Source organism: Nocardia anaemiae NBRC 100462 (assembly GCF_001612725.1).
Classification (GTDB): domain Bacteria; phylum Actinomycetota; class Actinomycetes; order Mycobacteriales; family Mycobacteriaceae; genus Nocardia; species Nocardia anaemiae.
The window spans coordinates 25182-45776 of record NZ_BDAZ01000008.1 but is presented as its reverse complement, the minus strand read 5'-3'; the positions used below and the strand labels follow the sequence as shown (position 1 = coordinate 45776).

General features: G+C 65.5%; 16 protein-coding genes and 2 tRNA genes. 7 read left to right on the top strand and 11 right to left on the bottom strand.

From position 1 onward, the window contains the following. Complete coding sequence (gene icmF, locus NA5_RS05755; RefSeq protein WP_062982677.1) at nucleotides 1–3219, bottom strand: fused isobutyryl-CoA mutase/GTPase IcmF; 3219 nt, start codon at nucleotides 3217–3219, stop codon at nucleotides 1–3. Nucleotides 3220–3723: 504 nt separating this feature from the next. On the opposite strand from icmF, the gene NA5_RS05745 reads away from it, so the two are divergent. From NA5_RS05745 to NA5_RS05720, 6 genes are all read left to right on the top strand, one after another. Continuing rightward, the gene (locus tag NA5_RS05745; RefSeq protein WP_062982674.1) at nucleotides 3724–4689 is read left to right on the top strand and encodes a DUF2157 domain-containing protein; all 966 of its coding nucleotides are present in this window, start codon (nucleotides 3724–3726) and stop codon (nucleotides 4687–4689) included. A 184-nt stretch (nucleotides 4690–4873) separates the two neighbouring features. After that, a complete protein-coding gene (locus tag NA5_RS05740; protein WP_062983276.1) occupies nucleotides 4874–6373 on the top strand; it encodes a CoA-acylating methylmalonate-semialdehyde dehydrogenase in 1500 nt (499 codons plus the stop codon). A gap of 28 nt (nucleotides 6374–6401) precedes the next feature. Continuing rightward, nucleotides 6402–7541, top strand: coding sequence for an acyl-CoA dehydrogenase family protein (locus NA5_RS05735; RefSeq protein WP_062982672.1), 1140 nt, complete (start codon nucleotides 6402–6404; stop codon nucleotides 7539–7541). Next, nucleotides 7538–8611, top strand: a complete 1074-nt coding sequence (locus tag NA5_RS05730; RefSeq protein ID WP_062982670.1) for an enoyl-CoA hydratase/isomerase family protein — start codon at nucleotides 7538–7540, stop codon at nucleotides 8609–8611. The genes NA5_RS05735 and NA5_RS05730 overlap by 4 nt, the downstream gene beginning before the upstream one ends. Continuing rightward, nucleotides 8608–9507 carry a 3-hydroxyisobutyrate dehydrogenase gene (gene mmsB, locus NA5_RS05725; RefSeq protein ID WP_084483914.1) on the top strand — a complete coding sequence of 300 codons (900 nt, stop codon included), beginning with the start codon at nucleotides 8608–8610 and terminating at the stop codon, nucleotides 9505–9507. The genes NA5_RS05730 and mmsB overlap by 4 nt, the downstream gene beginning before the upstream one ends. Continuing rightward, nucleotides 9504–10280, top strand: a complete 777-nt coding sequence (locus tag NA5_RS05720) for an enoyl-CoA hydratase (protein WP_062982668.1) — start codon at nucleotides 9504–9506, stop codon at nucleotides 10278–10280. Before mmsB ends, NA5_RS05720 begins: the two co-directional genes overlap by 4 nt. A 192-nt stretch (nucleotides 10281–10472) precedes the next feature. On the opposite strand, the gene NA5_RS05715 is transcribed toward NA5_RS05720, so the two are convergent. After that, complete coding sequence (locus NA5_RS05715; RefSeq protein WP_245672108.1) at nucleotides 10473–11540, bottom strand: Hsp70 family protein; 1068 nt, start codon at nucleotides 11538–11540, stop codon at nucleotides 10473–10475. Between the two features lie 119 nt (nucleotides 11541–11659). Then, a complete protein-coding gene (locus NA5_RS05710; RefSeq protein ID WP_062982666.1) occupies nucleotides 11660–12208 on the bottom strand; it encodes a MarR family winged helix-turn-helix transcriptional regulator in 549 nt (182 codons plus the stop codon). 166 nt (nucleotides 12209–12374) lie between these two features. On the opposite strand from NA5_RS05710, the gene NA5_RS05705 reads away from it, so the two are divergent. Next, nucleotides 12375–12449 (top strand) — tRNA-Cys (locus tag NA5_RS05705). 69 nt (nucleotides 12450–12518) lie between these two features. On the opposite strand, the gene NA5_RS05700 is transcribed toward NA5_RS05705, so the two are convergent. From NA5_RS05700 to NA5_RS05665, 8 genes are all read right to left on the bottom strand, one after another. Further along, nucleotides 12519–13568 carry an ABC transporter ATP-binding protein gene (locus NA5_RS05700; RefSeq protein ID WP_062982664.1) on the bottom strand — a complete coding sequence of 350 codons (1050 nt, stop codon included), beginning with the start codon at nucleotides 13566–13568 and terminating at the stop codon, nucleotides 12519–12521. Continuing rightward, entirely contained in the window at nucleotides 13565–15118 is a 1554-nt protein-coding gene (locus NA5_RS05695; RefSeq protein ID WP_062982662.1) for an ABC transporter permease, read from the bottom strand. The genes NA5_RS05700 and NA5_RS05695 overlap by 4 nt, the downstream gene beginning before the upstream one ends. A gap of 2 nt (nucleotides 15119–15120) precedes the next feature. Continuing rightward, complete coding sequence (locus NA5_RS05690) at nucleotides 15121–16140, bottom strand: iron ABC transporter substrate-binding protein (RefSeq protein WP_062982659.1); 1020 nt, start codon at nucleotides 16138–16140, stop codon at nucleotides 15121–15123. 124 nt (nucleotides 16141–16264) lie between these two features. Then, complete coding sequence (locus NA5_RS05685) at nucleotides 16265–17665, bottom strand: metallophosphoesterase (RefSeq protein WP_062982657.1); 1401 nt, start codon at nucleotides 17663–17665, stop codon at nucleotides 16265–16267. A gap of 14 nt (nucleotides 17666–17679) precedes the next feature. Beyond that, nucleotides 17680–18333, bottom strand: a complete 654-nt coding sequence (locus tag NA5_RS05680; RefSeq protein WP_062982655.1) for an Rv0361 family membrane protein — start codon at nucleotides 18331–18333, stop codon at nucleotides 17680–17682. Between the two features lie 430 nt (nucleotides 18334–18763). Beyond that, nucleotides 18764–18836 (bottom strand) — tRNA-Arg (locus NA5_RS05675). Nucleotides 18837–18962: 126 nt separating this feature from the next. Next, entirely contained in the window at nucleotides 18963–19682 is a 720-nt protein-coding gene (locus NA5_RS05670) for a DUF305 domain-containing protein (RefSeq protein ID WP_084483913.1), read from the bottom strand. Further along, entirely contained in the window at nucleotides 19683–20591 is a 909-nt protein-coding gene (locus tag NA5_RS05665; RefSeq protein ID WP_062982653.1) for a thioredoxin-like domain-containing protein, read from the bottom strand. It lies immediately after the preceding gene. Nucleotides 20592–20595: the final 4 nt, after the last annotated feature.

The window sequence follows — 20595 nt, the reverse complement described above, 5'->3', positions numbered from 1 at the left end:
TCAGACGTTGCGGCGGTACTGTCCGCCGACTGTGAAGAAGGTGTCGGTGATCTGTTGCAGGGTGCAGACCCGGGCGGCGTCCATCAGGACCTCGAAGATGTTGTCGTCGGTGCGGGCCACCGCGTCCAGGCGGGCCAGGGCGTCATGGGCGGCATCGCGATGGTCGTCTTGGAATTGACGCACGCGCCGCAGCTGTGACTGCTTCTCCGCTTCGGTGCCGCGAGCCAATTCGATGACCCGATGCGGTTCGCCGTGCGGATTGCGGAAGGTATTGACGCCGATGATCGGCAGTGAGCCATCGTGTTTGCGGTGCTCGTAGCGCATGGATTCGTCTTGGATCTTGCCGCGCTGATAGCCGGTCTCCATTGCCCCGAGGACCCCGCCGCGCTCGCTGATCCGATCGAATTCGGCGAGCACGGCCTCCTCGACGAGATCGGTGAGCTCATCGATGAGGAAGCTGCCCTGGAGCGGGTTTTCGTTCATCGCGACACCCCACTCACGGTTGATGATGAGCTGGATGGCCAGCGCGCGGCGCACCGATTCCTCGGTGGGGGTGGTCACCGCCTCGTCGTAGGCATTGGTGTGCAGGCTGTTGCAGTTGTCGTAGATGGCGATGAGCGCCTGCAGGGTGGTGCGAATGTCGTTGAAGCTCATCTCCTGTGCGTGCAGCGACCGGCCCGAGGTCTGCACGTGATACTTCAACTTCTGCGAACGCTCATTGGCGCCGTAGCGATCTCGCATGGCGATGGCCCAGATGCGCCGCGCCACCCGGCCGATCACCGAATATTCCGGATCCATGCCGTTGGAGAAGAAGAACGACAGATTCGGGGCGAAGTCGTCGATCCGCATGCCACGCGCGAGATACGCCTCGACATAGGTGAATCCATTGGCGAGGGTGAAGGCCAGCTGACTGATCGGATTCGCCCCGGCCTCGGCGATGTGATAGCCGGAGATCGAGACCGAGTAGAAGTTGCGAACACCATTGCGCACGAACCATTCCTGGATATCGGCCATCATGCGCAGGCTGAACTCGGTGGAGAAGATGCAGGTGTTCTGGCCCTGATCCTCCTTGAGGATGTCGGCTTGCACGGTGCCGCGCACTGTCGCCAGGGTGCGTGCCTTGATATCCGCGGCTTCCTCGGCGGTGGGCTCCCGGCCCTCGGCTGTGGAGAAGCGTTCCAACGCTTGGTCGATGGCGGTATTGAGGAAGTAGGCCAGGATGGTGGGGGCGGGGCCGTTGATGGTCATCGATACCGAGGTGGTCGGCGCCGTCAGGTCGAAGCCGTCGTAGAGGACCTTCATATCGTCGAGTGAGGCGATCGAGACGCCGGAGGTGCCGACCTTGCCGTAGATATCCGGGCGCTCGGCGGGATCGTGACCGTAGAGCGTCACCGAATCGAAGGCGGTGGAAAGCCTTGTCGCCTCGGCATGTTCGCTGAGCACCTTGAAGCGCCGGTTGGTGCGGAACGGATCGCCCTCACCGGCGAACATGCGCGCTGGATCCTCGTTATCGCGCTTGAACGCAAACACGCCCGCGGTGAAAGGGAACCGCCCGGGCAGATTCTCCGAGCGCAGGAAGCGCAGCAGCTCACCGTGATCGGTGAAGCGCGGCAGCGCGACGCGCGGAATGGAATTGCCGGACAGCGTCTCCCGGCGCAGCGGGGTATGGATCTCGCGATCGCGAACCCGAACCACCTGCTCATCCCCCCGATAGGATTCGGCCAGCTCGGGCCAACCCGCGAGCAGTTCGGCATTGTCGTCATGCAGTGCGTCGCGGGCTTTTTCGGCGAGCTCGGCCACGGCAGTGTCATCGGGCAGTTCGGCCGCCACCTGTTCGAGCCGCTGCAAGCGCTGTGCCGCGACGATTTGGGTGGCGGTATCGGCGTGATAGTCGCGGACGGTATCGGCGATCTCGGCGAGATAGCGCACCCGGGCGGGCGGGATGATCTGCGCGAACCTGGTCGAGGCGCGGGTATCCACCTTGGGAAGTACGCCGGGCTCCATATGCAGCCCGTGCTCGGCGAGTAGCCCGGTGAGGTGCTGGTAGAGCGCGGTCACGCCGTCATCGTTGAAAGTGGCTGCGCTGGTGCCGAATACCGGCATCTCATCGGGAGATTTGGTGAACTCCTCACGATTGCGGATCAACTGGCGCGAGACATCACGCAGCGCGTCCTCGGCGCCGCGGCGCTCGAACTTATTGATCGCCACCACATCAGCGAAGTCCAGCATGTCGATCTTCTCCAGCTGGGAGGCGGCGCCGAATTCCGGTGTCATCACATACATCGACACGTCGACGTGGTCGGTGATCGCGGCATCGCCTTGGCCGATGCCCGGGGTTTCCAGAATGACCAGGTCGTATCCCGCTGCCTTGCATGCGGTCACGATGACGTCGATATTCTGCGGCAATTCGTGGCCGCCGCGGGTGGCGAGTGAGCGGAAGAAGGTGTGATCGCTGTCCAAGGCGTTCATCCGGATGCGGTCACCGAGCAGCGCACCGCCGCCGCGTCGCCGGGTCGGATCCACCGCGAGAATCGCGACGCGCAACTTGTCCTGCTGATCCGAACGCAGACGCCGCACCAATTCATCGGTGAGCGAGGACTTTCCGGAACCACCGGTGCCGGTGATGCCGAGCACCGGCACCGTGCGCGCGGCGGCGGCCGATGCCAGGGTGCGCCGATCGGACTCCGACAGCGTGTCCTGTTGCAGGCAGGTGATCGCGCGGGCGAGCGCGGCGCGCTCACCGGCGAGTACCGCGTCCAGCACCGGCGGCTCGGCGGCGAGATCGAAATCGCAGGCGCGGATCAGCTGGTTGATCATGCCGGGCAGGCCGAGTCGCTGGCCGTCCTCGGGGGAGAAGATGGTCACCCCGGACTCGGCGAGGCGCGCGATCTCCTCGGCGACGATCACGCCGCCGCCACCGCCGAATATCCGGACATGGTCGGCGCCCGCCTTTTTCAGTGCGTCGGCGAGGTATTCGAAGTACTCGACATGTCCGCCCTGATACGAACTGACCGCGACGCCCTGGGCATCCTCGGTGAGCACCGCGTCCACGACCTCGCTGACCGCGCGATTGTGCCCGAGGTGAATGACCTCGGCACCCTGCGCCTGCAGAATCCGCCGCATGATGTTGATCGCCGCATCGTGCCCGTCGAATAGCGCGGCCGAGGTCACGAATCGGACGGGATGGGTGGGCGTGTAGAGCGCGGTGCTGTCGGCCACTGGGTCCTCCGGGGGAGATCCTGTTTGGCGCCCGATACTAGGACGTCAAACTAATTCTACGGTGGTGGCGGTCACAGCGCCAGGTGAAGGTATCCGGGCTCGGGGATTCCGCTCATCGTGACCGCAAACCGCGACATCCACCCCGACTCGAGTTCCGATAGAGGCTGCTGCCGGGTAGGGATTCCGCAAAACCGCACGAATGCGATTGGTGGTGGGTCGAAATGAATTCGGAGGCTCTCCGAGTGTGGTGCACCGCAGGTGTCGATCGGATCTCGCGATGGTGCGACATCAGTGCCGGGGCTTGGACCGCGGTGGAAGCTCCGACAGTCGCGACCGGGATGCGCGATGCGGTCATGGTCGCGGCTGTCACCGAATTCGGTTCGCCGAGTAGGCCCAATGTGGCAGGTGGTGGCTTGCTGTGACGGCGCGCGACGATCAGCTGGACCACATGGGTGATCGACCGATGCTCTTAACGATTGCCGATGCAGTGGCCATACTCGATACATGGGGATCCAAGATCGGTCGGGGGCGGCCTTACGGCGGCTGGTCGACGAAGGTGTCTTGACCGAAGCGCAGCGCGATGCGGTCGCGAAGGCGCTGGTGGCGGAGCGGACGAAGCCCGAGTCACCGGGCAGGCTATTAGCCGAGATCGCCGCCTATATCGGCGCTGGTTCGATGTTGGGCGCGCTCGCTCTGTTGCTTACGTCTTCCTGGGAGGACTTGCAGCGGACCGGCCGCATCGTCCTGTTCGGGCTCGTGTCCATCGGTCTCGCCCTCGGCGGGATCGCGCTGGCCGGTGGCGCCGCCGGATTGTTCACCCGTACCAGGGGTGCGCATACATCTCGCTCGCGGCTCGCTGCAGTGCTCTTCGCGCTCGCGTCCGTATCGGTCGCCGTGGCGGTCGGATCGGTCTTCGAGGGCGCCGACTCCGACACCGCATTAGTCTGCGCATGCGGCGCGGGTCTGCTGGTAGCGGTACTCGGTTACCTCGCGTTGCCATCGGTCATCGGCATCTTCGCCGCGGCCTGGTACAGCGTTGTCCTGGTCCTGGTGGTGCTCGACGAGGTCTTCGATGTCGAGGAGGTCTGGGTCGGCCTCGGGCTACTCGGCCTCGGTGGGCTCTGGTTCGCGGTCACCAGATTCGGCTTGTTCGTCGAAAACTGGTCGGGGTATGTCGTCGCGATCCTTATCGCGGACTCCGGCGCGGTGACCGTCGACAGTAGCCCGAACCAATGGGGCTTCGTGCTCACCGCACTGGTAGCCGTCGTTTGTTTTGTCCTGTATGCGACGCAACGTTCGGCGGTGCTGGTGATCGGCGGCAGCGTGACGGTCGCGCTCGCCGTCGGCATGGCGGTCGCCAGTCGCTTCGATGGCGAAGTCGGGGTAATGGTCGCGATCGTGATTATCGGCGCGGTGGTGCTCGCGGTCGGGGCGCTGCTGCTCACCCGCTCCTCGAAGCCCGCCGCCTGACGGGCGGACCCGCACTCCGCTGCTGGGCGGCAAGGCTGGACGCGAGCCATTGATGGCTGTTGCTCGGTGGTTGCCGTGGGATGAATCACAGTCTGCTCGCACGGCTGTATTTACTTGGACATCCAACTATAGGATGACCGTAAATCGCGCAGTGCGCGGCGTCCACTACGAGAACAGGACTGGCATGGTTCGCGAACTCACTCATTACATCGGCGGCCAGCATGTCGCCGGGGCCTCGGGCAACTTCGCCGATGTCTTCGATCCGAATACCGGCCAGGTGCAGGCGCGGGTGCCGCTGGCGAGTAAGGCCGAGGTCGATGCCGTCATCGCGAATGCGGCCGAGGCGCAGCAGGTGTGGGCCGCGTTCAACCCACAGAAGCGGGCCAGGGTGCTGATGAAGTTCCTGACGCTCGTGCAGGACGAGATGGATTCCCTTGCGGCGCTGCTGTCCGCCGAACACGGCAAGACCATCCCCGACGCCAAGGGCGACATCCAACGCGGTATCGAGGTCATCGAATTCGCGGCGGGCATTCCGCATCTGCTCAAAGGTGAGTACACCGAGAGCGCGGGCACCGGTATCGACGTCTACTCGATGCGTCAGCCGCTCGGTGTGGTCGCGGGCATTACCCCGTTCAACTTCCCGGCCATGATCCCGCTGTGGAAGGCCGGTCCGGCGCTGGCGTGCGGAAATGCCTTCGTGCTCAAGCCATCCGAGCGCGATCCCTCGGTACCGCTGCGCCTGGCCGAGCTGTTGCTGGCGGCCGGTTTGCCAGCGGGCGTGTTCAATGTGGTCAACGGCGATAAGGAAGCCGTCGATGCGATCCTGCATTCGCCGACCGTCAAGGCCGTCGGCTTCGTCGGCTCCACGCCGATCGCGCAGTACATCTACGAGACCGCGAGCGCGAACGGCAAACGCGCACAATGCTTCGGCGGCGCCAAGAACCACGCGATCGTCATGCCGGACGCCGACCTCGACGATGTCGCAGACCAGCTCATCGGCGCCGGCTATGGCTCGGCAGGCGAGCGCTGTATGGCCATCTCGGTCGCCGTTCCGGTCGGCCGAGAGACCGCGGATCGCCTGCGCGAGAAGCTGATCGAGCGGATCGCCAAACTGAATGTCGGCCGCTCCGACGACGCCGGTGCCGACTTCGGTCCGCTGGTGACCAAGGACGCGCTCGGCCGGGTCGAGAACTACGTCCAGATCGGCGTCGATGAGGGGGCCGAGCTGGTGATCGACGGCCGCGGCCTGACGGTCGACGGCGGCGAAGGCGGGTACTTCACGGGTGCAACGCTTTTCGACAATGTCACCCCGGAAATGCGGATCTACAAGGAAGAGATCTTCGGTCCGGTGCTGTCGATCGTGCGGGCCGAGGATTACGACGAAGCGCTCGCCCTGCCCAACGAGCACGAATACGGCAACGGGGTCGCGATCTTCACCCGCGACGGCGATACCGCGCGGGATTTCGCCGCCCGCGTGCAGGTCGGCATGGTCGGCATCAATGTGCCGATTCCGGTGCCGATCGCGTACCACACCTTCGGCGGTTGGAAGCGTTCCGGATTCGGCGATCTGAACCAGCACGGTCCGGATTCGATTCGCTTCTACACCAAGACCAAGACCGTCACCCAGCGCTGGCCTTCCGGCCTGAAGGACAGCAATCACTTCGTCATTCCGACGATGGACTGAACAGCCGCCGGACGGGAGGTCGACGATTGTGTTCGCACTGAATGACGACGAGCGCGCCATTGCCGAAATGGCACGCGACTTCGCCGACGAATACCTCGCCCCGAACGCCCTGGAATGGGATGAGCAGAAGCACTTTCCAGTGGATGTGCTGCGCAAGGCGGGTTCGCTCGGCATGGGCGGGATATATATCGGCGAGGATGTCGGCGGCTCCGGACTGCGCAGGCTCGATGCCGTGCGCATCTTCGAACAACTGGCCACCGGCTGCCCGGCCATCGCGGCGTATATCTCCATCCACAACATGGTTTCGTGGATGATCGATAGCTACGGCAATGCCGAGCAGCGCAACCGCTGGCTGCCCCGGCTGACCTCGATGGAATGGCTCGGCAGCTACGCGCTCACCGAGCCCGGCGTCGGATCGGATGCGGCGGCCTTGAGCACCAAGGCCGTTCGCGACGGTGACGATTACCTGCTCACCGGGGTAAAGCAATTCATCTCCGGTGCGGGTAGCACGGATGTGTACGTCATCATGGCGCGCACCGGCGATGCGGGTGCGCGCGGGATTTCGGCGTTCATCGTTCCGGCTGACACCCCGGGAATTTCCTTCGGCGCCAACGAGAAGAAGATGGGTTGGAATGCCCAACCCACTCGTCAGGTGATTCTGGACGAGGTCAGGGTGCCAGCCGCCGATATGCTCGGCATCGAGGGCAATGGTTTCCGTATCGCCATGAACGGGCTCAATGGCGGTCGGCTCAATATCGCCGCCTGCTCGTTGGGCGGCGGCCAAGCGGCGCTCGAGAAATCCGTCGCGTATCTGGCCCAGCGCAACGCATTCAACAGCCGGTTGCTGGACAACCCGGCATTGCAATTCCAGCTCGCGGATATGCGCACCTCGCTGGAGGCGGCGCGGACCCTGCTGTGGCGGGCCGCGGCCGCGCTGGATGCGGATGCCGACGACAAGGTCGAATTGTGCGCCATGGCAAAGCGATTCACGACCGACGCCGGATTCGAGGTCGCGAATAAGGCGCTGCAGATGCACGGCGGTTACGGATACCTGGCCGAATACGGCGTGGAGAAGATCGTCCGCGATCTGCGGGTGCACCAGATTCTGGAGGGCACCAACGAAATCATGCGGGTGGTCGTCGCCCGCTCGGTGGTAGGAGCAGCATGACCGAATCCGAAGTTCTCATCGATAAGCGCGACGGACTCGGTCTGATCACGCTGAACCGGCCCAAGGCCATCAATGCGCTGAATCATCCGATGGCCCTTGCCATTTCCGCCGCACTGCAGGTGTGGGCGCAGGACGACGAGGTGCGCACCGTCGTCGTCACCGGCGCGGGGGAGCGTGGGCTCTGCGCGGGCGGCGATATCGTCGCCATCCACCGTGACGCTTCCGCATTGAACGATCACTCTGCTGGCGCAAACGCGGATTCGGCCACGGGGGTCTTCTGGCGCGACGAGTACATCCTCAACGCCCTGATCGGCCGCTACCCGAAGCCGTATGTGGTGGTCATGGACGGCATCGTGATGGGCGGTGGCGTCGGGCTTTCCGGCCACGGCAGCCATCGGATCGTCACCGAGCGCTCCAAGATCGGCATGCCCGAGGTCGGCATCGGCTTCGTTCCGGATGTCGGTGGCACCTACTTGCTCGCCCGTACGCCGGGCGAAATCGGCACACACGTCGCACTGACCACCGCGCGAATGAGTGCCGGTGACGCCATTGCCGCGGGTTTCGCCGATTACTACATGGCCTCGGAACATATTCCGGCGCTGCTGGAAACGCTGCGGACCGAGACGGCAGAGATCGCCATCGCCAAATTCGCCACGGACGCACCGGAATCCGAGCTGGTCGCGCAGCAGGACTGGATCGATGCCTGCTACAGCGCCGACACTGTCGAGGAGATCGTCGATCGGCTGCGGACGCACGGCTCGCCGGAGGCGGCCAAGGCGGCGACCGAATTGCTCACCAAATCGCCTGTGGCACTGAAGGTGACGTTGCGTTCGCTGCGCGCGGCCCGTGCCGCGAAGAGCCTCGAGGCGGTGCTGAACGAGGAGTACCGGGTGTCCATCGCCGCGCTGGCCTCGCACGATCTGGTCGAAGGCATCCGGGCGCAGGTGATCGATAAGGACCGCAATCCGCAGTGGTCGCCCGCGACGCTCGCCGATGTCACCGCCGAGCAGGTCGACGCGTATTTCGTCGAATTGGGCGATAAGGAACTGGGTTTGGAGGCAGGCAAGTGACGAAGAAGATCGGTTTTCTCGGCCTCGGCCATATGGGCGGGCCGATGGCCGCGAACTTGGTCGAGGCGGGCTATGACGTGCTCGCCTTCGATCCGGTCCCCGCCGCACAGGAGCAGGCACGCAAAGACGGTGCCACCGTGGTGGATTCGGCGGTTGCGGCCGTCGCGGGCCGCGATGTCGTGATCACCATGCTGCCCAATGGCAAGCTGGTCCTCGACGTCTACGCCGATCTGCTCCCCGCCGCGAATCCGGGCACCCTGTTCATCGACTGCTCCACCATCGACGTCGCCGACGCCAAGGCGGCCGCTGCCCGCGCCATCGATGCGGGCCAGCGCGCACTGGACGCCCCGGTCTCCGGTGGTGTCGCGGGTGCCGCCGCGGGCACGCTGACCTTCATGGTCGGCGGCGCCGAGGCCGACTTCGCCGATGCGCTCGACGTGCTGCAGGTCATGGGCGGCAAGGTCGTGCACTGCGGTGGCTCCGGTGTGGGTCAGGCCGCGAAGATCTGCAACAACATGCTGCTCGGCATTTCGATGATCGGCCTGTCCGAGGCCCTGGTGCTCGGCGAGAAGCTGGGTCTGAGCCACCAGTCGTTCTTCGATGTGGTCTCCACCGCATCCGGCCAGAGTTGGGCGCTGACCAGCTACTGTCCGGTGCCCGGACCGGTACCCACCAGCCCGGCGAACAACGACTACCAGCCCGGTTTCGCCACCGCGTTGATGACCAAGGATCTGGGCCTGGCCGCGAATGCCCTGCGCGATAACGACGTCGACGGCCAACTCGGCATGCTCGCCGCGGAGATCTACACCCGGTTCAACCAGTCGCAGGCAGGTAAGGACTTCTCAGCTATCGTCACCGATATCCGTGACCGTTCCGATCAAGAGGATGCCAAGTGAGCGATTTCGAGACGATTCTGCTGGAGCGCAAGGGCCGGGTCGGCTGGATCACGCTGAACCGCCCGAAGGCGCTGAACGCGCTGAACGCGCAGGTCCTCGACGATGTCATCGCCGCGCTCGACGAACTCGAGCACGATGACGCGATCGGCGCCATCGTCATCACCGGTTCGGAGCGGGCCTTCGCGGCCGGTGCCGATATCAAGGAGATGCAACCCAAGTCGTACATGGACATGTTCATGAACGACTACTTCGCCCGCTGGGACCGGCTGGCGCAGTTCCGCAAGCCGACCATCGCCGCGGTCGCCGGTTATGCCCTCGGCGGCGGCTGTGAGCTGGCGATGATCTGCGACATTTTGCTCGCCGCGGATAATGCGAAATTCGGTCAGCCGGAAATCAAGCTCGGCGTCATTCCCGGCATCGGCGGCTCGCAGCGCCTCACCCGCGCCATCGGTAAGGCCAAGGCCATGGATCTGGTGCTCACCGGCCGCAATATGGACGCCGATGAGGCCGAGCGCGCCGGTCTGGTCTCCCGCATCGTGCCCGCCGCCGAACTGCTCGACACCGCACTCGAGGTCGCCGAAACCATCGCCTCGATGTCGCTGCCGGTCACCATGATCGCCAAGGAAGCCGTGAACCGCTCGTTCGAAACCACCCTCGCCGAGGGCCTGCGCTTCGAACGCCGAGTCTTCCACTCGCTCTTCGCGATCGACGACCAGAAGGAAGGCATGAGCGCCTTCGTCGAGAAGCGTCCGGCGAAGTTCACCAACCACTGACAGGTGAGATGCCCGGCCGAATCTGGGCCGGGCACAGCGTATTCGGCTGGCCGACGGAACCACTGCGACAGATCCGCCGTCGCGAAGGCACCGTCGGTGCCGCATACCGATTGACGACCTCGCACAGGCTGCACGTTATGCGCGATGCCCACTGGATATGCGTGACTGCCCTGGGCCTCAGGGAAACCGGGGTCAGTTGAGGGGGGTTGCGGGGATTCCGGCTACTTCGACGGGTGTTGGAGCGTTGACGCCGTCCGGTGGCTGGGCGGCGGTGTGGTCCATGGCTAGTAGTCCGGCGATGGTCGCACCCAGGGCGATCGTAACCGCAACGGCGGCAATGAGTTTGCGGCGTCCGGGGGTGGTCGGCACCAACGAAGCGGTCAGCGCTCCGCTGCGTAAGCGCGCCATGCGCACATCGCCACTGGGGCGTTCCGCGGCGAGTAACACCGCCCCGCGGGCCGAAACGTATTCGGGCTCCGAATCGTAGATGACCGGGAGTTCGATCATTTCGGCCAGTTCTTCGCGGATATCGGGATTGCGCGTGCAGCCGCCGAGCAGGACCAGCGCCTCCGGTTGGACGCCGGTTTCTTCGATCACTTGGCGAACGAACGAGGCGGAGTGGTGGATGCCCGCGGCGCACAGTTCGGCGAGATCGCTGCGGGTGACCACGGCACGTCCGCCCGAGCTGGTGTCCATCGCGGTGATCACCCGGGCGGTGCTGAGTTCTTCGCGGTACCTGCGGCTGGTCGGTTTGTCGGTGAGGACGCCGCCGCGGGCCAATTGCCAGCGCAGCAGGGCGTCGTAGCCGTCGCCGCCGAGTACGGTGCTGCGTTTGCTGGACAGGATGGTGTCGGTGCGGCAGTCGGCGTGGGTGATGGTCAGTCCGGAGCTGCCGAGGTCGTAGAGGATGACCGAGCCGGTGGTGGGGAGACGCCCGGTGAAACGCAGATAGCGCAGCTGGGCCAGCGGTTCGTCGGCGATGGTGAGCCGGGTGCGGCCCGCGGTGCTGCGGATGGCGTCGGCGTGCAGCGGGCAGCGGCAGGTCACGGCGGTTCCGGTGATCAGCTCGTCGCGCCGGTCGGCGGCCGCGCGCATCTGGCGGATCGCCTCGAAGACCGGTTCCTCGACGCCACCGCCCGCCCGACGCGGCACCTGGCATCGATCGATCGGGGGCAGATGTGGCTGATCGGAATGCGTCAGCATCGCGCGGGCGCCACCAGCGCCCGCCGATACCCCCAAGACCAGCACCATGGAATCCATGGTGGACCCTTTCCCTTCCGCTGCCAAGACAACGGGGCGGGGAATTCGCTAGTTGGATGCCAGACCGTTACCGTGCGGTGGTGTATGCCATGAAAAGACCGACCGGTCCGGGTGTTTTGCTACTGCTCGTGCGCCGACCATCGGGCCGGTTCATCGCCGGTGGCGAAGTCGCCTGCGGCATGGCGGAATTCCGCGAGCAGCTGCAGCAGAGTGTGCAGCCGATCCGGCGGAAGCCCCGGCACCGCGAAGACTTTCGCGTTGAGTTCCTCGGTTGCTGCGGCGACCAATTCTCTTCCAGCGGAAGTGATTTCGATCAGAGTGGCACGCCGATCGCTGGGATGCGGAACCCGCTCCACCAGCTTGGCGGCCTCGAGTCGATCGACGGTATTCGTCACGCTGGTCGGGTGCACCTGGAGTCGCGCACTGGCCTTCGCCATCGGCAGTGCACCCGTCTTACTGAAAGCAAGCAGCATGAGAAGTTCATATCGAGAGAACGTCAGGCCGGTCGGCTTCAGCGCCTCGTCCACCCGAGCCATCACGATTTGCTGGGCGCGAACCAGTGAGGTCACCGCCGCCATTCCGTCGGCGAAATCGCCCCAGCCGTGGCCGACCCATTGACGATGGGCCTCCTCGATCGGATCACTCGGAAGTGGACGTGGCCGCGACATGGTCTTGATCATTCCATGCTTGCCCGCCGCACTGGATCTTCTACCGATCAGTGAGCGTCGCGAAGTCGCATCGCGGGCCGACGATCCAGTGCTCGCCTGCCGGTTCGGATCACAGTGAGTGCAACCGTGGGCAATTCGACACGGCGTCGGCACTATTTATCGCGAGGCGGGCGTGGCTGAGTGGTTGAGGCAACGGTCTGCAAAGCCGTTTACGCGGGTTCAATTCCCGCCGCTCGCTCCAAAGGTGAGGGTGCGCCACCATGGGTGCCCGGCCCGGTGATACGCCACCGCCGGGCCGGGTGTCCGTGGTTCAGGCCGCCGCGAAGGCCACGGCGTTGCCGAGCACCTCCAGCCGGACGCGCTCGCCCTCGGTCGGTGCCGCGACGCTGGCACGTCGCACTCGCACCGGATCGACATCGCCGTCCAGCGCGATGGTCAGCATCACATCGGCGCCGCGGAATTCCACATCGCGCACGATTCCACTACCCGGCTCCCCATCCGAAACCACCTGTGCCACAAGCTGTTCCGGTCGGAACATAATGGTCGCCGACCCGCTCGGCGCGGACTTCTGCACCGGAACCCGGCCGAGCGCGCATTTGGCCACATCGCCGTCGACCACCGCATCGAGCAGCACACAATCACCGAGGAATTTGGCGGTGAACAGATCGGTGGGTGCGGCGTAGACCTCTTCCGGCGCGCCGACCTGAGTGAACACCCCCTCGCGCATGACCGCGACCTGTTCGGCGAAGCAGAGCGCCTCTTCTTGGTCGTGGGTGACCAAGATACTGGTCATGCCCGCCGCACGCAGTGTCTCGGCAACGGCCTGCCTGGTGGTGGCCCGCAACCCGGCATCGAGTGCGCTGAACGGCTCGTCGAGCAGCATCACATCGGGTTTGCGGGCAAGAGCACGCGCGAGTGCGACGCGCTGTTGCTGGCCGCCGGAGAGCTGATGGGGTCGCCGGTCGGCGTAGGACGGATCGAGCGAGACCATTTCCAGCAGTTCGTTCACTCGATTCCGGCCGCGTCGCAGCCCACAGAACCCGCTGCGCAAGCCGTACGCGATGTTCTGTCCGACGGTCAGATGCGGAAACAGCGCGCCGTCCTGCGCGACGTAACCGACATTGCGCCGCTGCGGCGGCACCGAAAACCGGTCGCGGGTCACGGTTTCCGTGCCGATGGCGACCGAACCCGTATCCGGAGCCTCGAATCCGGCGATCACCCGCAAGAGCGTGGTCTTTCCGCACCCCGACGAGCCGACCACCGCAGTCGAACTGCCGTTCGGCACTTCGAGATCGATACCGCCGAGTACCCGGTGCTGACCGAACGTCTTCGAAACATCCGCCACGACAAGCCGACTCATAGCCCGGCCGCCTTCCTGGATTGGGTGAACAGCAGATACGTCACCGGCACCGCCGCGACGATCATGATGAGTGCATAGGGTGCGGCCGCGGCATAGTCCAATTCGCCCGACAGCGACCAGAACCGCATTGCCAACGTGCGAGTACCGCTGGGCGCCAACAGCAATGTCGCAGTCAATTCGGTCGCGACCGCAACGAATACCAGCGCGCCGGCGGAGGCCGCGGCGGGCGCGGTCAACCGCAGTGTCACACGCAGAAAGGTGACCGGTCCCGACTGACCGAGCGACCGCGATACTTCCTCCAGCCCGACCGGCACCTGCGCCAGCCCGGCGCGCACACTGACCAGCGCCCGCGGCAGGAACATCAACACATAGGCGGCCACGACCATGGTCACCGTCTGATAGAGCGGCGGCGCCCACCGAATCGTGACGGTCACCATGGCCAGCGCGATGACAATGCCGGGCAGCGAACTCGTAATGTAGTTGGCGCCCTCCACGATTCGGGCGAATGCCGAGGTGGAGCGCACCGCGATCCAGGCCACCGGAAATGCGCACAGCGTGGTGAGCAGTGCGGCCATCGCCGCGAGCGCGATGGTCTGCCCGAGTGCCGTGCCGATCTCGGTGAAATCCCAGACCTGCGCACCGCCGATGCGCAGCCAGCGCACGATGGTCCACAGCGGCACGCCGATCGAGCCGACGACCACCGCCGCCAAGGCGAGTAGAACCGGAATCGTGCCGGGCCCCAGCGCGACCCGGACAGCGGCCCGAGGCGCCCCGCTGCCGATCCGGGCGTAACGCGCCGTACCGCGCGCCCCCGCCTCGACCGCGAGCAACACCAGACAGCACAGCACCAGCACACCGGCCAGCATGCTGCCCGCCGGTCCGGCGAAGCTGGATTGGTACTGCTCGAAGATCGCGGTCGTGAAGGTGTCGAACCGGATCATGACGAATGCGCCGTATTCGGCGAGCAGATGCAGCGAAATGAGCAGTCCGCCGCCGAGAATCGCCAAACGCAACTGCGGCAACACGATCCGGGTGAAGACCGCGGCCGGGCCGGAACCCAGCGCACGCGCCGATTCCTCCACCGCCGGATCCAGACGGCGCAGTGTGGCCGCCGCGGGCAGATACACCAGTGGGAAGTACGACATGGTGGAGATCACCACACCCGCCCACAGGCCATGCATGGTCGGGAAAACGCTGACCCAGCCATAGCTGTTCACGAACGCGGGCACGGCGAGTGGCGCCGCGAATACCGGCCCCCACCACGCCGCACCCGGCACATTCGTGCGCTCCACCACCCAGGCCAGCCCGACCCCGAGCACCACGCAGATCGGCACGGTGACGATGACCAGCCCGGCCGTATTGCGCAGTAGATCACCGACTCTCGGGCGGAACACCAGCTCCGCCGCCTCGTGCAGACCGGTGGAGAAGACGGTGGACACGATGTAGCCCAGCGGCACGAACGTCGCCGCCACCAAAAGCAGCGCGACGGTCGTGACGAGTGGTCCGGGTCTTGTGACCCGGGGTGCGGCGACAGCGGTCCGGACGGCCATGACTAGAGCAGACCCGCCTCGGTCATCAGCGCCGTCACCTTCTTGGCATCGAGCTTGCTCGGGTCGATGGCAGGCGCCTGCAGCGAGGCCAGCGACGGCAGTGCCGGATTGGCCGCGACATCACTGCCGACCGGGTACTCCAGCGAGGTGCCGTCGCGCAGGATCTCCTGCCCGGCCTTGGAGGTGATGAATGCCAGGAACTTCTGCGCCGATTCCTGCTTCTCGCTCGACTTCAGCACGCCGCCACCGGAAACCGAGACGAACGCGCCGGGATCCTGGTTCTTGAAGTAGTGCAATCCGGTGTGGCTGCTGCTCTCCTTGGTGTTGGCCTGATCGCGGTACCAGTAGTAGTGGTAGATCACACCGCCGTCGGGCTGACCGGAGTCGACCGCCTTCATGGTGGCGACATTGTTCGGGAATGCGGTGGCGTTGTCCTTCATGCCTTTGAGCCACGCCTTGGTGGCGTCCTCGCCCTTCAGCGCGAGCAGGCCCGCCACGATGGCCTGGAAGTCGGCGCCGGAAACGCCCGCGCCCCAGCGGCCCTTCCACTGCGGCTGCGCCAGATCGAGCAGCGATGCGGGTAGCTGGTCGGCCGCGATCTTATCCTTGTTGTAGACGAAAACCGTTGAGCGGGCGGCGATTCCGGTCCACTTGCCGGTGGACGGGCGGAACTGAGCTGGCACCTGGTCGAGGGTCTTCTTATCGACATCGGCAAACAGCCCAGCGTTCTCCACCAGCGCCATGGCGGGGGAGTTCTCGGTGAGGAAGACATCGGCGGGGGAGGCCGCGCCCTCGGCGACCAGCTGGTTGCCCAGCGCGGTGTCACCGCCCTGGCGCAGGGTGACCTTGATGCCGGTCTCCTTGGTGAACGCGTCCACCCATTCCTTGGTCAGCGATTCGTGCTGGGCGTTGTAGACGGTGATCTCGTTCTTGTCGTCCGAGGAATTCGAACAGGCCGTCACGCCGAGCGCCGCGACAGCGACGGCCAGCGCTGCGGAAATCGCTTTCCATCTGATCGACATGTTCGAGTCCTTCCGACGTGCAAGGTTCCACTTCATATGATGAGGCTTACCTAAGCAAGATACCGCGTACGAGCTGCGGCGATGGTATCGGTACGGCTGCGGTGGACTGGAGTGCTTCGGCCGGTCAGCTCAGGCCCGAGAAGTCCCGCAGCACAACGTGATTGCGGTCGGCGAAGGTACCGAGCGTGTAATCCGGCAGCAGGCCGAAGTATTCACCCCGGGTGGTCGCACTCCAGCGGCGCGCGGCCGCGGTGCGGGTCTTGTAGAAGTTGATCATGTACCCGCCCTCGTACAGGCGCAGCAGGCTGTAGCCGCCCGGATACTCCTTGACCGCGGCCACTTCCAGGAATTCCACCGCGGCACCGGTGTCGGGACGGGTGCGACGGTTGCGGTGGGTATGGCCGCTGTGCTGCAGGAATACGCCGGGTGCGCGTTCGTAGAGCGTCTGGAGTTCGATGCTGTCGGGGCGATTCAGCACGAACCCGGGTCCGGCGGTATTGGTCAGACCGGATTCGACGGTCACCGGGTGATGTCCGAAGACCAGTGTCGGGCGGTCCGGGTCGTCGCGTAGTAGTTCGCCGAGCCGGTCGAATTGGGGGCGTTCGATGCTGCCGCCCGAACCGTCGAGTTCGCTGGTATCCAGGCCGAGCAGTCGCAGGCCGCCCAACTCGTGCTCGATCAGCTGCTGACGCGGACCGAATTCCTCGGCCCAGCAATCGAAATGATCCGCGGATGCCGGGATGCAGCCATGGTATTCCGAGCCGATATGCGGGCGGTCGTGATTGCCGCGCACCGCGAGATAGTCGCGGCCCCGTGCGCCCCAGGAGTCCAGATGTCGGCGCACCGAGCGCGATTCCTCCGGCCTCGCCTCGGCGGTGAGATCGCCCGCGATGAGCAGGATGTCGGCGCCACGGTCGGGACGGCGCAGATCATCGAGCAGGGCCGCGAGCATCACCTCCGGATAGGGCGACAGGCCAGGCTCCTGGCGAAAACCGGGCGGCAGGTTATCGACGACGAGGCCGCTGACCTGCTCGCCGTAGTGCACGTCGTTGGCGAGGGCGAGGGTGCGCAGCGGGCGGCCGGGCGGCGGTGTCAGGGTGGTGAATTCGCCGGTGGATTCCGGACTTCCGGGGGTTCGGGTGGTCAGCGAGAGGGCGGGCACGGCCCGCACGCCGTTCGACCATGCCTCGAACCGGTAGGGACGGCCCGATTCGAGACCGTCGATCTCCGCATAGTGGAACGGGGTGCGCTCGTCGTCGGCATAGACGGCGGCGAGCGACGAATCCGCAGGACCGAGGCGCACTTCGGCGTTCGTGTCGACCGGCAGCAGTCGACCGCTCGGATCCGGCGCCACCGTCGTCCAGGTGAGGATCACCGATCGATCGGTGACCGTGACGACCTCCAGATCGGTTGCGAAGAGCGGATTCGGTTGAGCCCGAACCGAACCCGGGTCCGTCAGGCTCGCGAGCGCGGCCAGTCCGATGGCGCTGAGGATGGTCCGGCGCGACGGTCCGCAGCAGCTCATCCGACGAGATTACGTCAGTTCTTACCCGACTCCGCCGAGCAGACCTTCCACTTCCCGTCTTCCTTGCGCAGGTGTTCGGTGGTGCCCGTATCGGTATCCGGGGTCTCACCAGGGACGGTCAGCGTGAGTTTGCCGGTGATCCGTGCCGTCGCGCGGTCACCCGTGACGACGATGTCATCGATCTTGTCGATATCGACCTGGATCTTGGCAGTATCGAATTCCTTCTTCTGCTCCTCGGTCAGCGTGTCGAACTCGGCACGGTCGGCCGCGCACGCCTTGTTCGCAGCTGCGGCGAAACCGTGCGATTCGAGCGTGTCGTAGAAGTCGTGGATGGCCACCTGGATCTTCTTCTCGTCCGAGGCCAGCGGCGTCTTGCCCTGCACGGTCAGCACCACGCCCGCGGCGACCGCCCCCGCGATGACGAGCACCAGCACCAACAGACCGATGATCAGGCCGGTCCTACGCTTCTTCGGCGGCGGATACCCCGGCTGTTGATAACCCCCAGGCGGCGGATACCCCTGCTGCGGTCCATACCCCTGACCACCCGGCGGCGGATAACTCCCTTGCTGCGGATACCCCGGCCCGCCCTGCTGCGGATAGCCATACGGCTGCTGCGGCTGCCCCTGTGGATCCCCGAACGGCGGTTGCCCACCCGGCGGATTTGTCATCGTCCCGTCCTCCCGCTAACCCCATCTGCGTGTGAGATTACGGCAACCCGCACCCCCGCGAAGGGAACACCGAGCGCGACAGCTCGACACCCTCGACGGAGGGCGCCTCCGAAGCCTGGGAGATATCCTCTTCCCCGGTCACAACCGTGAAGCCCATCGGGCAGGCTGAGGGGTCGCACCTCCGCAGATTGGTGACCATCCTCTCCCAACTCGACCACGACGGTCGGGGGTCTGAGGCGAAGCCCGCCGGGCGGGGTGCGGGGTCGCACCTCCGCAGATTGGTGACCATCCAATCCCAACTCGACCACGACGGTTGGGGGTCCGGGGGCGAAGCCCGCCGGGCGGGGTCTGGGGGTTGCACCCCCAGAAAACACTACGAAACGAGCAACGGCTCATGCTCTCCATGAGCATGAGCCGCCTGCGAGTGGAGTGCCCTCGGCAGGATTCGAACCTGCGGCCTTCTGCTCCGGAGGCAGACGCTCTATCCCCTGAGCTACGAGGGCGGGATAGTTCGAACGGTGCCGGTCGAGGCGGCCGTTCGGGCGGGGCCAAGCGTATCGCATTGCGGGGCCTCCGCCAAAAAGTGTGTCGGGCCGGGGAGTTTCGGTTCCCCGGCCCGACGCGGTGGATCAGTTCTGTGGCAGTGCGGTGGCGTTGCGCGCGGTCAGCATGGTGGTGATGAGCTGGGCTTCGCCCTGCTGGGTGGTCGCCATGGTGGACGCCAGGGTGCGCACCGCGGTGGTTTCGGCGTGCTGGGCGGCGTACTGGATCATCGCGAGTCCGCCCTGGTGGTGGCGCAGCATCAGTTGCAGGAACATCGTGTCCAGCGCGGGGCCGGTGGCCTGGCGCAGCGCGGTCAGTTCCGCGGTCGTCGCCATGCCCGGCATGGACGCCGTCGGTCCGGACATCGCATGCTCGGCGCCCGAATGCGCATGGCCCGCAGGTCCGCTCATCCAGCCCATATAACCGTCGACGTTCTGATTCGGCTTACCCCACATCTGCAGCCAGCCCTGCATCCGGCCGATCTGCCCCTGCTGGGTGGTCAGAATGTCGTAGGCCAGCCTGCGCACATCGTTATCGGTGGAACCGATGAGCGCGACACCGGCCATTTCGACGGCCTGCGCATGGTGTGCCGACATGTCCTGGCTGAATCCGATATCGACCGCGCCGGGATCGGGTTCGCTCTTGCTGTCCAGCGGCAGCCGGGCCAGTACGCCGACCGCGAAGCCGATCAGCAGGATGCCGATCGCGCCGAGCACCAGCAGCGGGGTGCGCTGCTGCCGCGCCTGCGCACCCAAACCCGTGGAATCGCTCGCCACATCCGGCTCGATTTCGGTATCCACGGGCATTTACTGACCTTCCGTCGGCTGGGTCGGAATTCCGTTGGGCACGCCCGGGATATTCGGCACACCCGGAATGCTCGGCATACCGGGCAGACCACCGGAGGCGCCGCCGAGTTCGGTCTGGTCCTGCGACAGACCCTTACCGTCCATCGGCACCGCATCCGGTCCGGGCGGCGTCGGGTCGTACGGCGTCGGGTTGTTCGCGTCGAACGCGGGGTTCGAGCAGCTCGCGCCCACTTCGGGATAGGCGTAGGGGTTCTCGCGCAGAGCGGTGATGAACTGGTTGACCCGCTTATCGTCGGCGCTGTCCAGCTTCAGCTGATGTCCCCAGGACTGCAGCGATATCGCCGAAGGCATACCGGGGAACGGCGACATCAAGGTGAACGGCTTGCCTTCGACCTTCTGCTTCAGTGCGTCGATGCCCGCCGCGTCGACCTTGTCGGGGTTGTAGGCGATCCACACCGCGCCGTGTTCGAGCGAATGCACCGCGTTCTCCACCCGGATCGGCTTGCTGTAAACCACGCCCATGCAGTTCGCCCAGACCTGATCGTGTGGACCGCCGAACGGCGGGGTCTGGTCATAGGCAACGCGCTGCGTGCCCGCGACGTGCAGTCCGGCCGGATATTCCTTCTTGGTCACCCCGGCGATCTGATCCGACGGATCCTTCTTCTGCGCGCTCGGCGTGTATTTCTCGAGTTCGGCCTTGTCCCGATACTTCGGTACCAGGCTGAACGCGAGCGCACCGATCAATGCGATGATCACCACGGCGGCTCCGATGACCAACCAGGGGATCTGGCGCTTCTTCAACGGGCCCTTGCCCATCGGAACCTTGCCGCCGCCTTTTTTCCGCGACGGTGCGACCTTTCCCGCGGCCCGGACGGCCTTGGCCGATTTGGCGCTCGTGCTGCTCGGCATAGCT

Bases quoted from the DNA above. Each gene is read 5' to 3' on its own strand.
- NA5_RS05710 (WP_062982666.1), bottom strand. From the start codon at position 12,208: ATGTCGCGGCCACGTCCACTTCCGAGTGATCCGATCGAGGAGGCCCAT.
- NA5_RS05695 (WP_062982662.1), bottom strand. From the start codon at position 15,118: ATGGCCGTCCGGACCGCTGTCGCCGCACCCCGGGTCACAAGACCCGGA.
- NA5_RS05730 (WP_062982670.1), top strand. From the start codon at position 7,538: ATGACCGAATCCGAAGTTCTCATCGATAAGCGCGACGGACTCGGTCTG.
- NA5_RS05700 (WP_062982664.1), bottom strand. From the start codon at position 13,568: ATGAGTCGGCTTGTCGTGGCGGATGTTTCGAAGACGTTCGGTCAGCAC.
- NA5_RS05745 (WP_062982674.1), top strand. From the start codon at position 3,724: ATGGGGATCCAAGATCGGTCGGGGGCGGCCTTACGGCGGCTGGTCGAC.
- NA5_RS05670 (WP_084483913.1), bottom strand. From the start codon at position 19,682: ATGCCCGTGGATACCGAAATCGAGCCGGATGTGGCGAGCGATTCCACG.
- NA5_RS05740 (WP_062983276.1), top strand. From the start codon at position 4,874: ATGGTTCGCGAACTCACTCATTACATCGGCGGCCAGCATGTCGCCGGG.
- NA5_RS05665 (WP_062982653.1), bottom strand. From the start codon at position 20,591: ATGCCGAGCAGCACGAGCGCCAAATCGGCCAAGGCCGTCCGGGCCGCG.
- NA5_RS05685 (WP_062982657.1), bottom strand. From the start codon at position 17,665: ATGAGCTGCTGCGGACCGTCGCGCCGGACCATCCTCAGCGCCATCGGA.
- NA5_RS05680 (WP_062982655.1), bottom strand. From the start codon at position 18,333: ATGACAAATCCGCCGGGTGGGCAACCGCCGTTCGGGGATCCACAGGGG.
- NA5_RS05690 (WP_062982659.1), bottom strand. From the start codon at position 16,140: ATGTCGATCAGATGGAAAGCGATTTCCGCAGCGCTGGCCGTCGCTGTC.
- NA5_RS05715 (WP_245672108.1), bottom strand. From the start codon at position 11,540: ATGGATTCCATGGTGCTGGTCTTGGGGGTATCGGCGGGCGCTGGTGGC.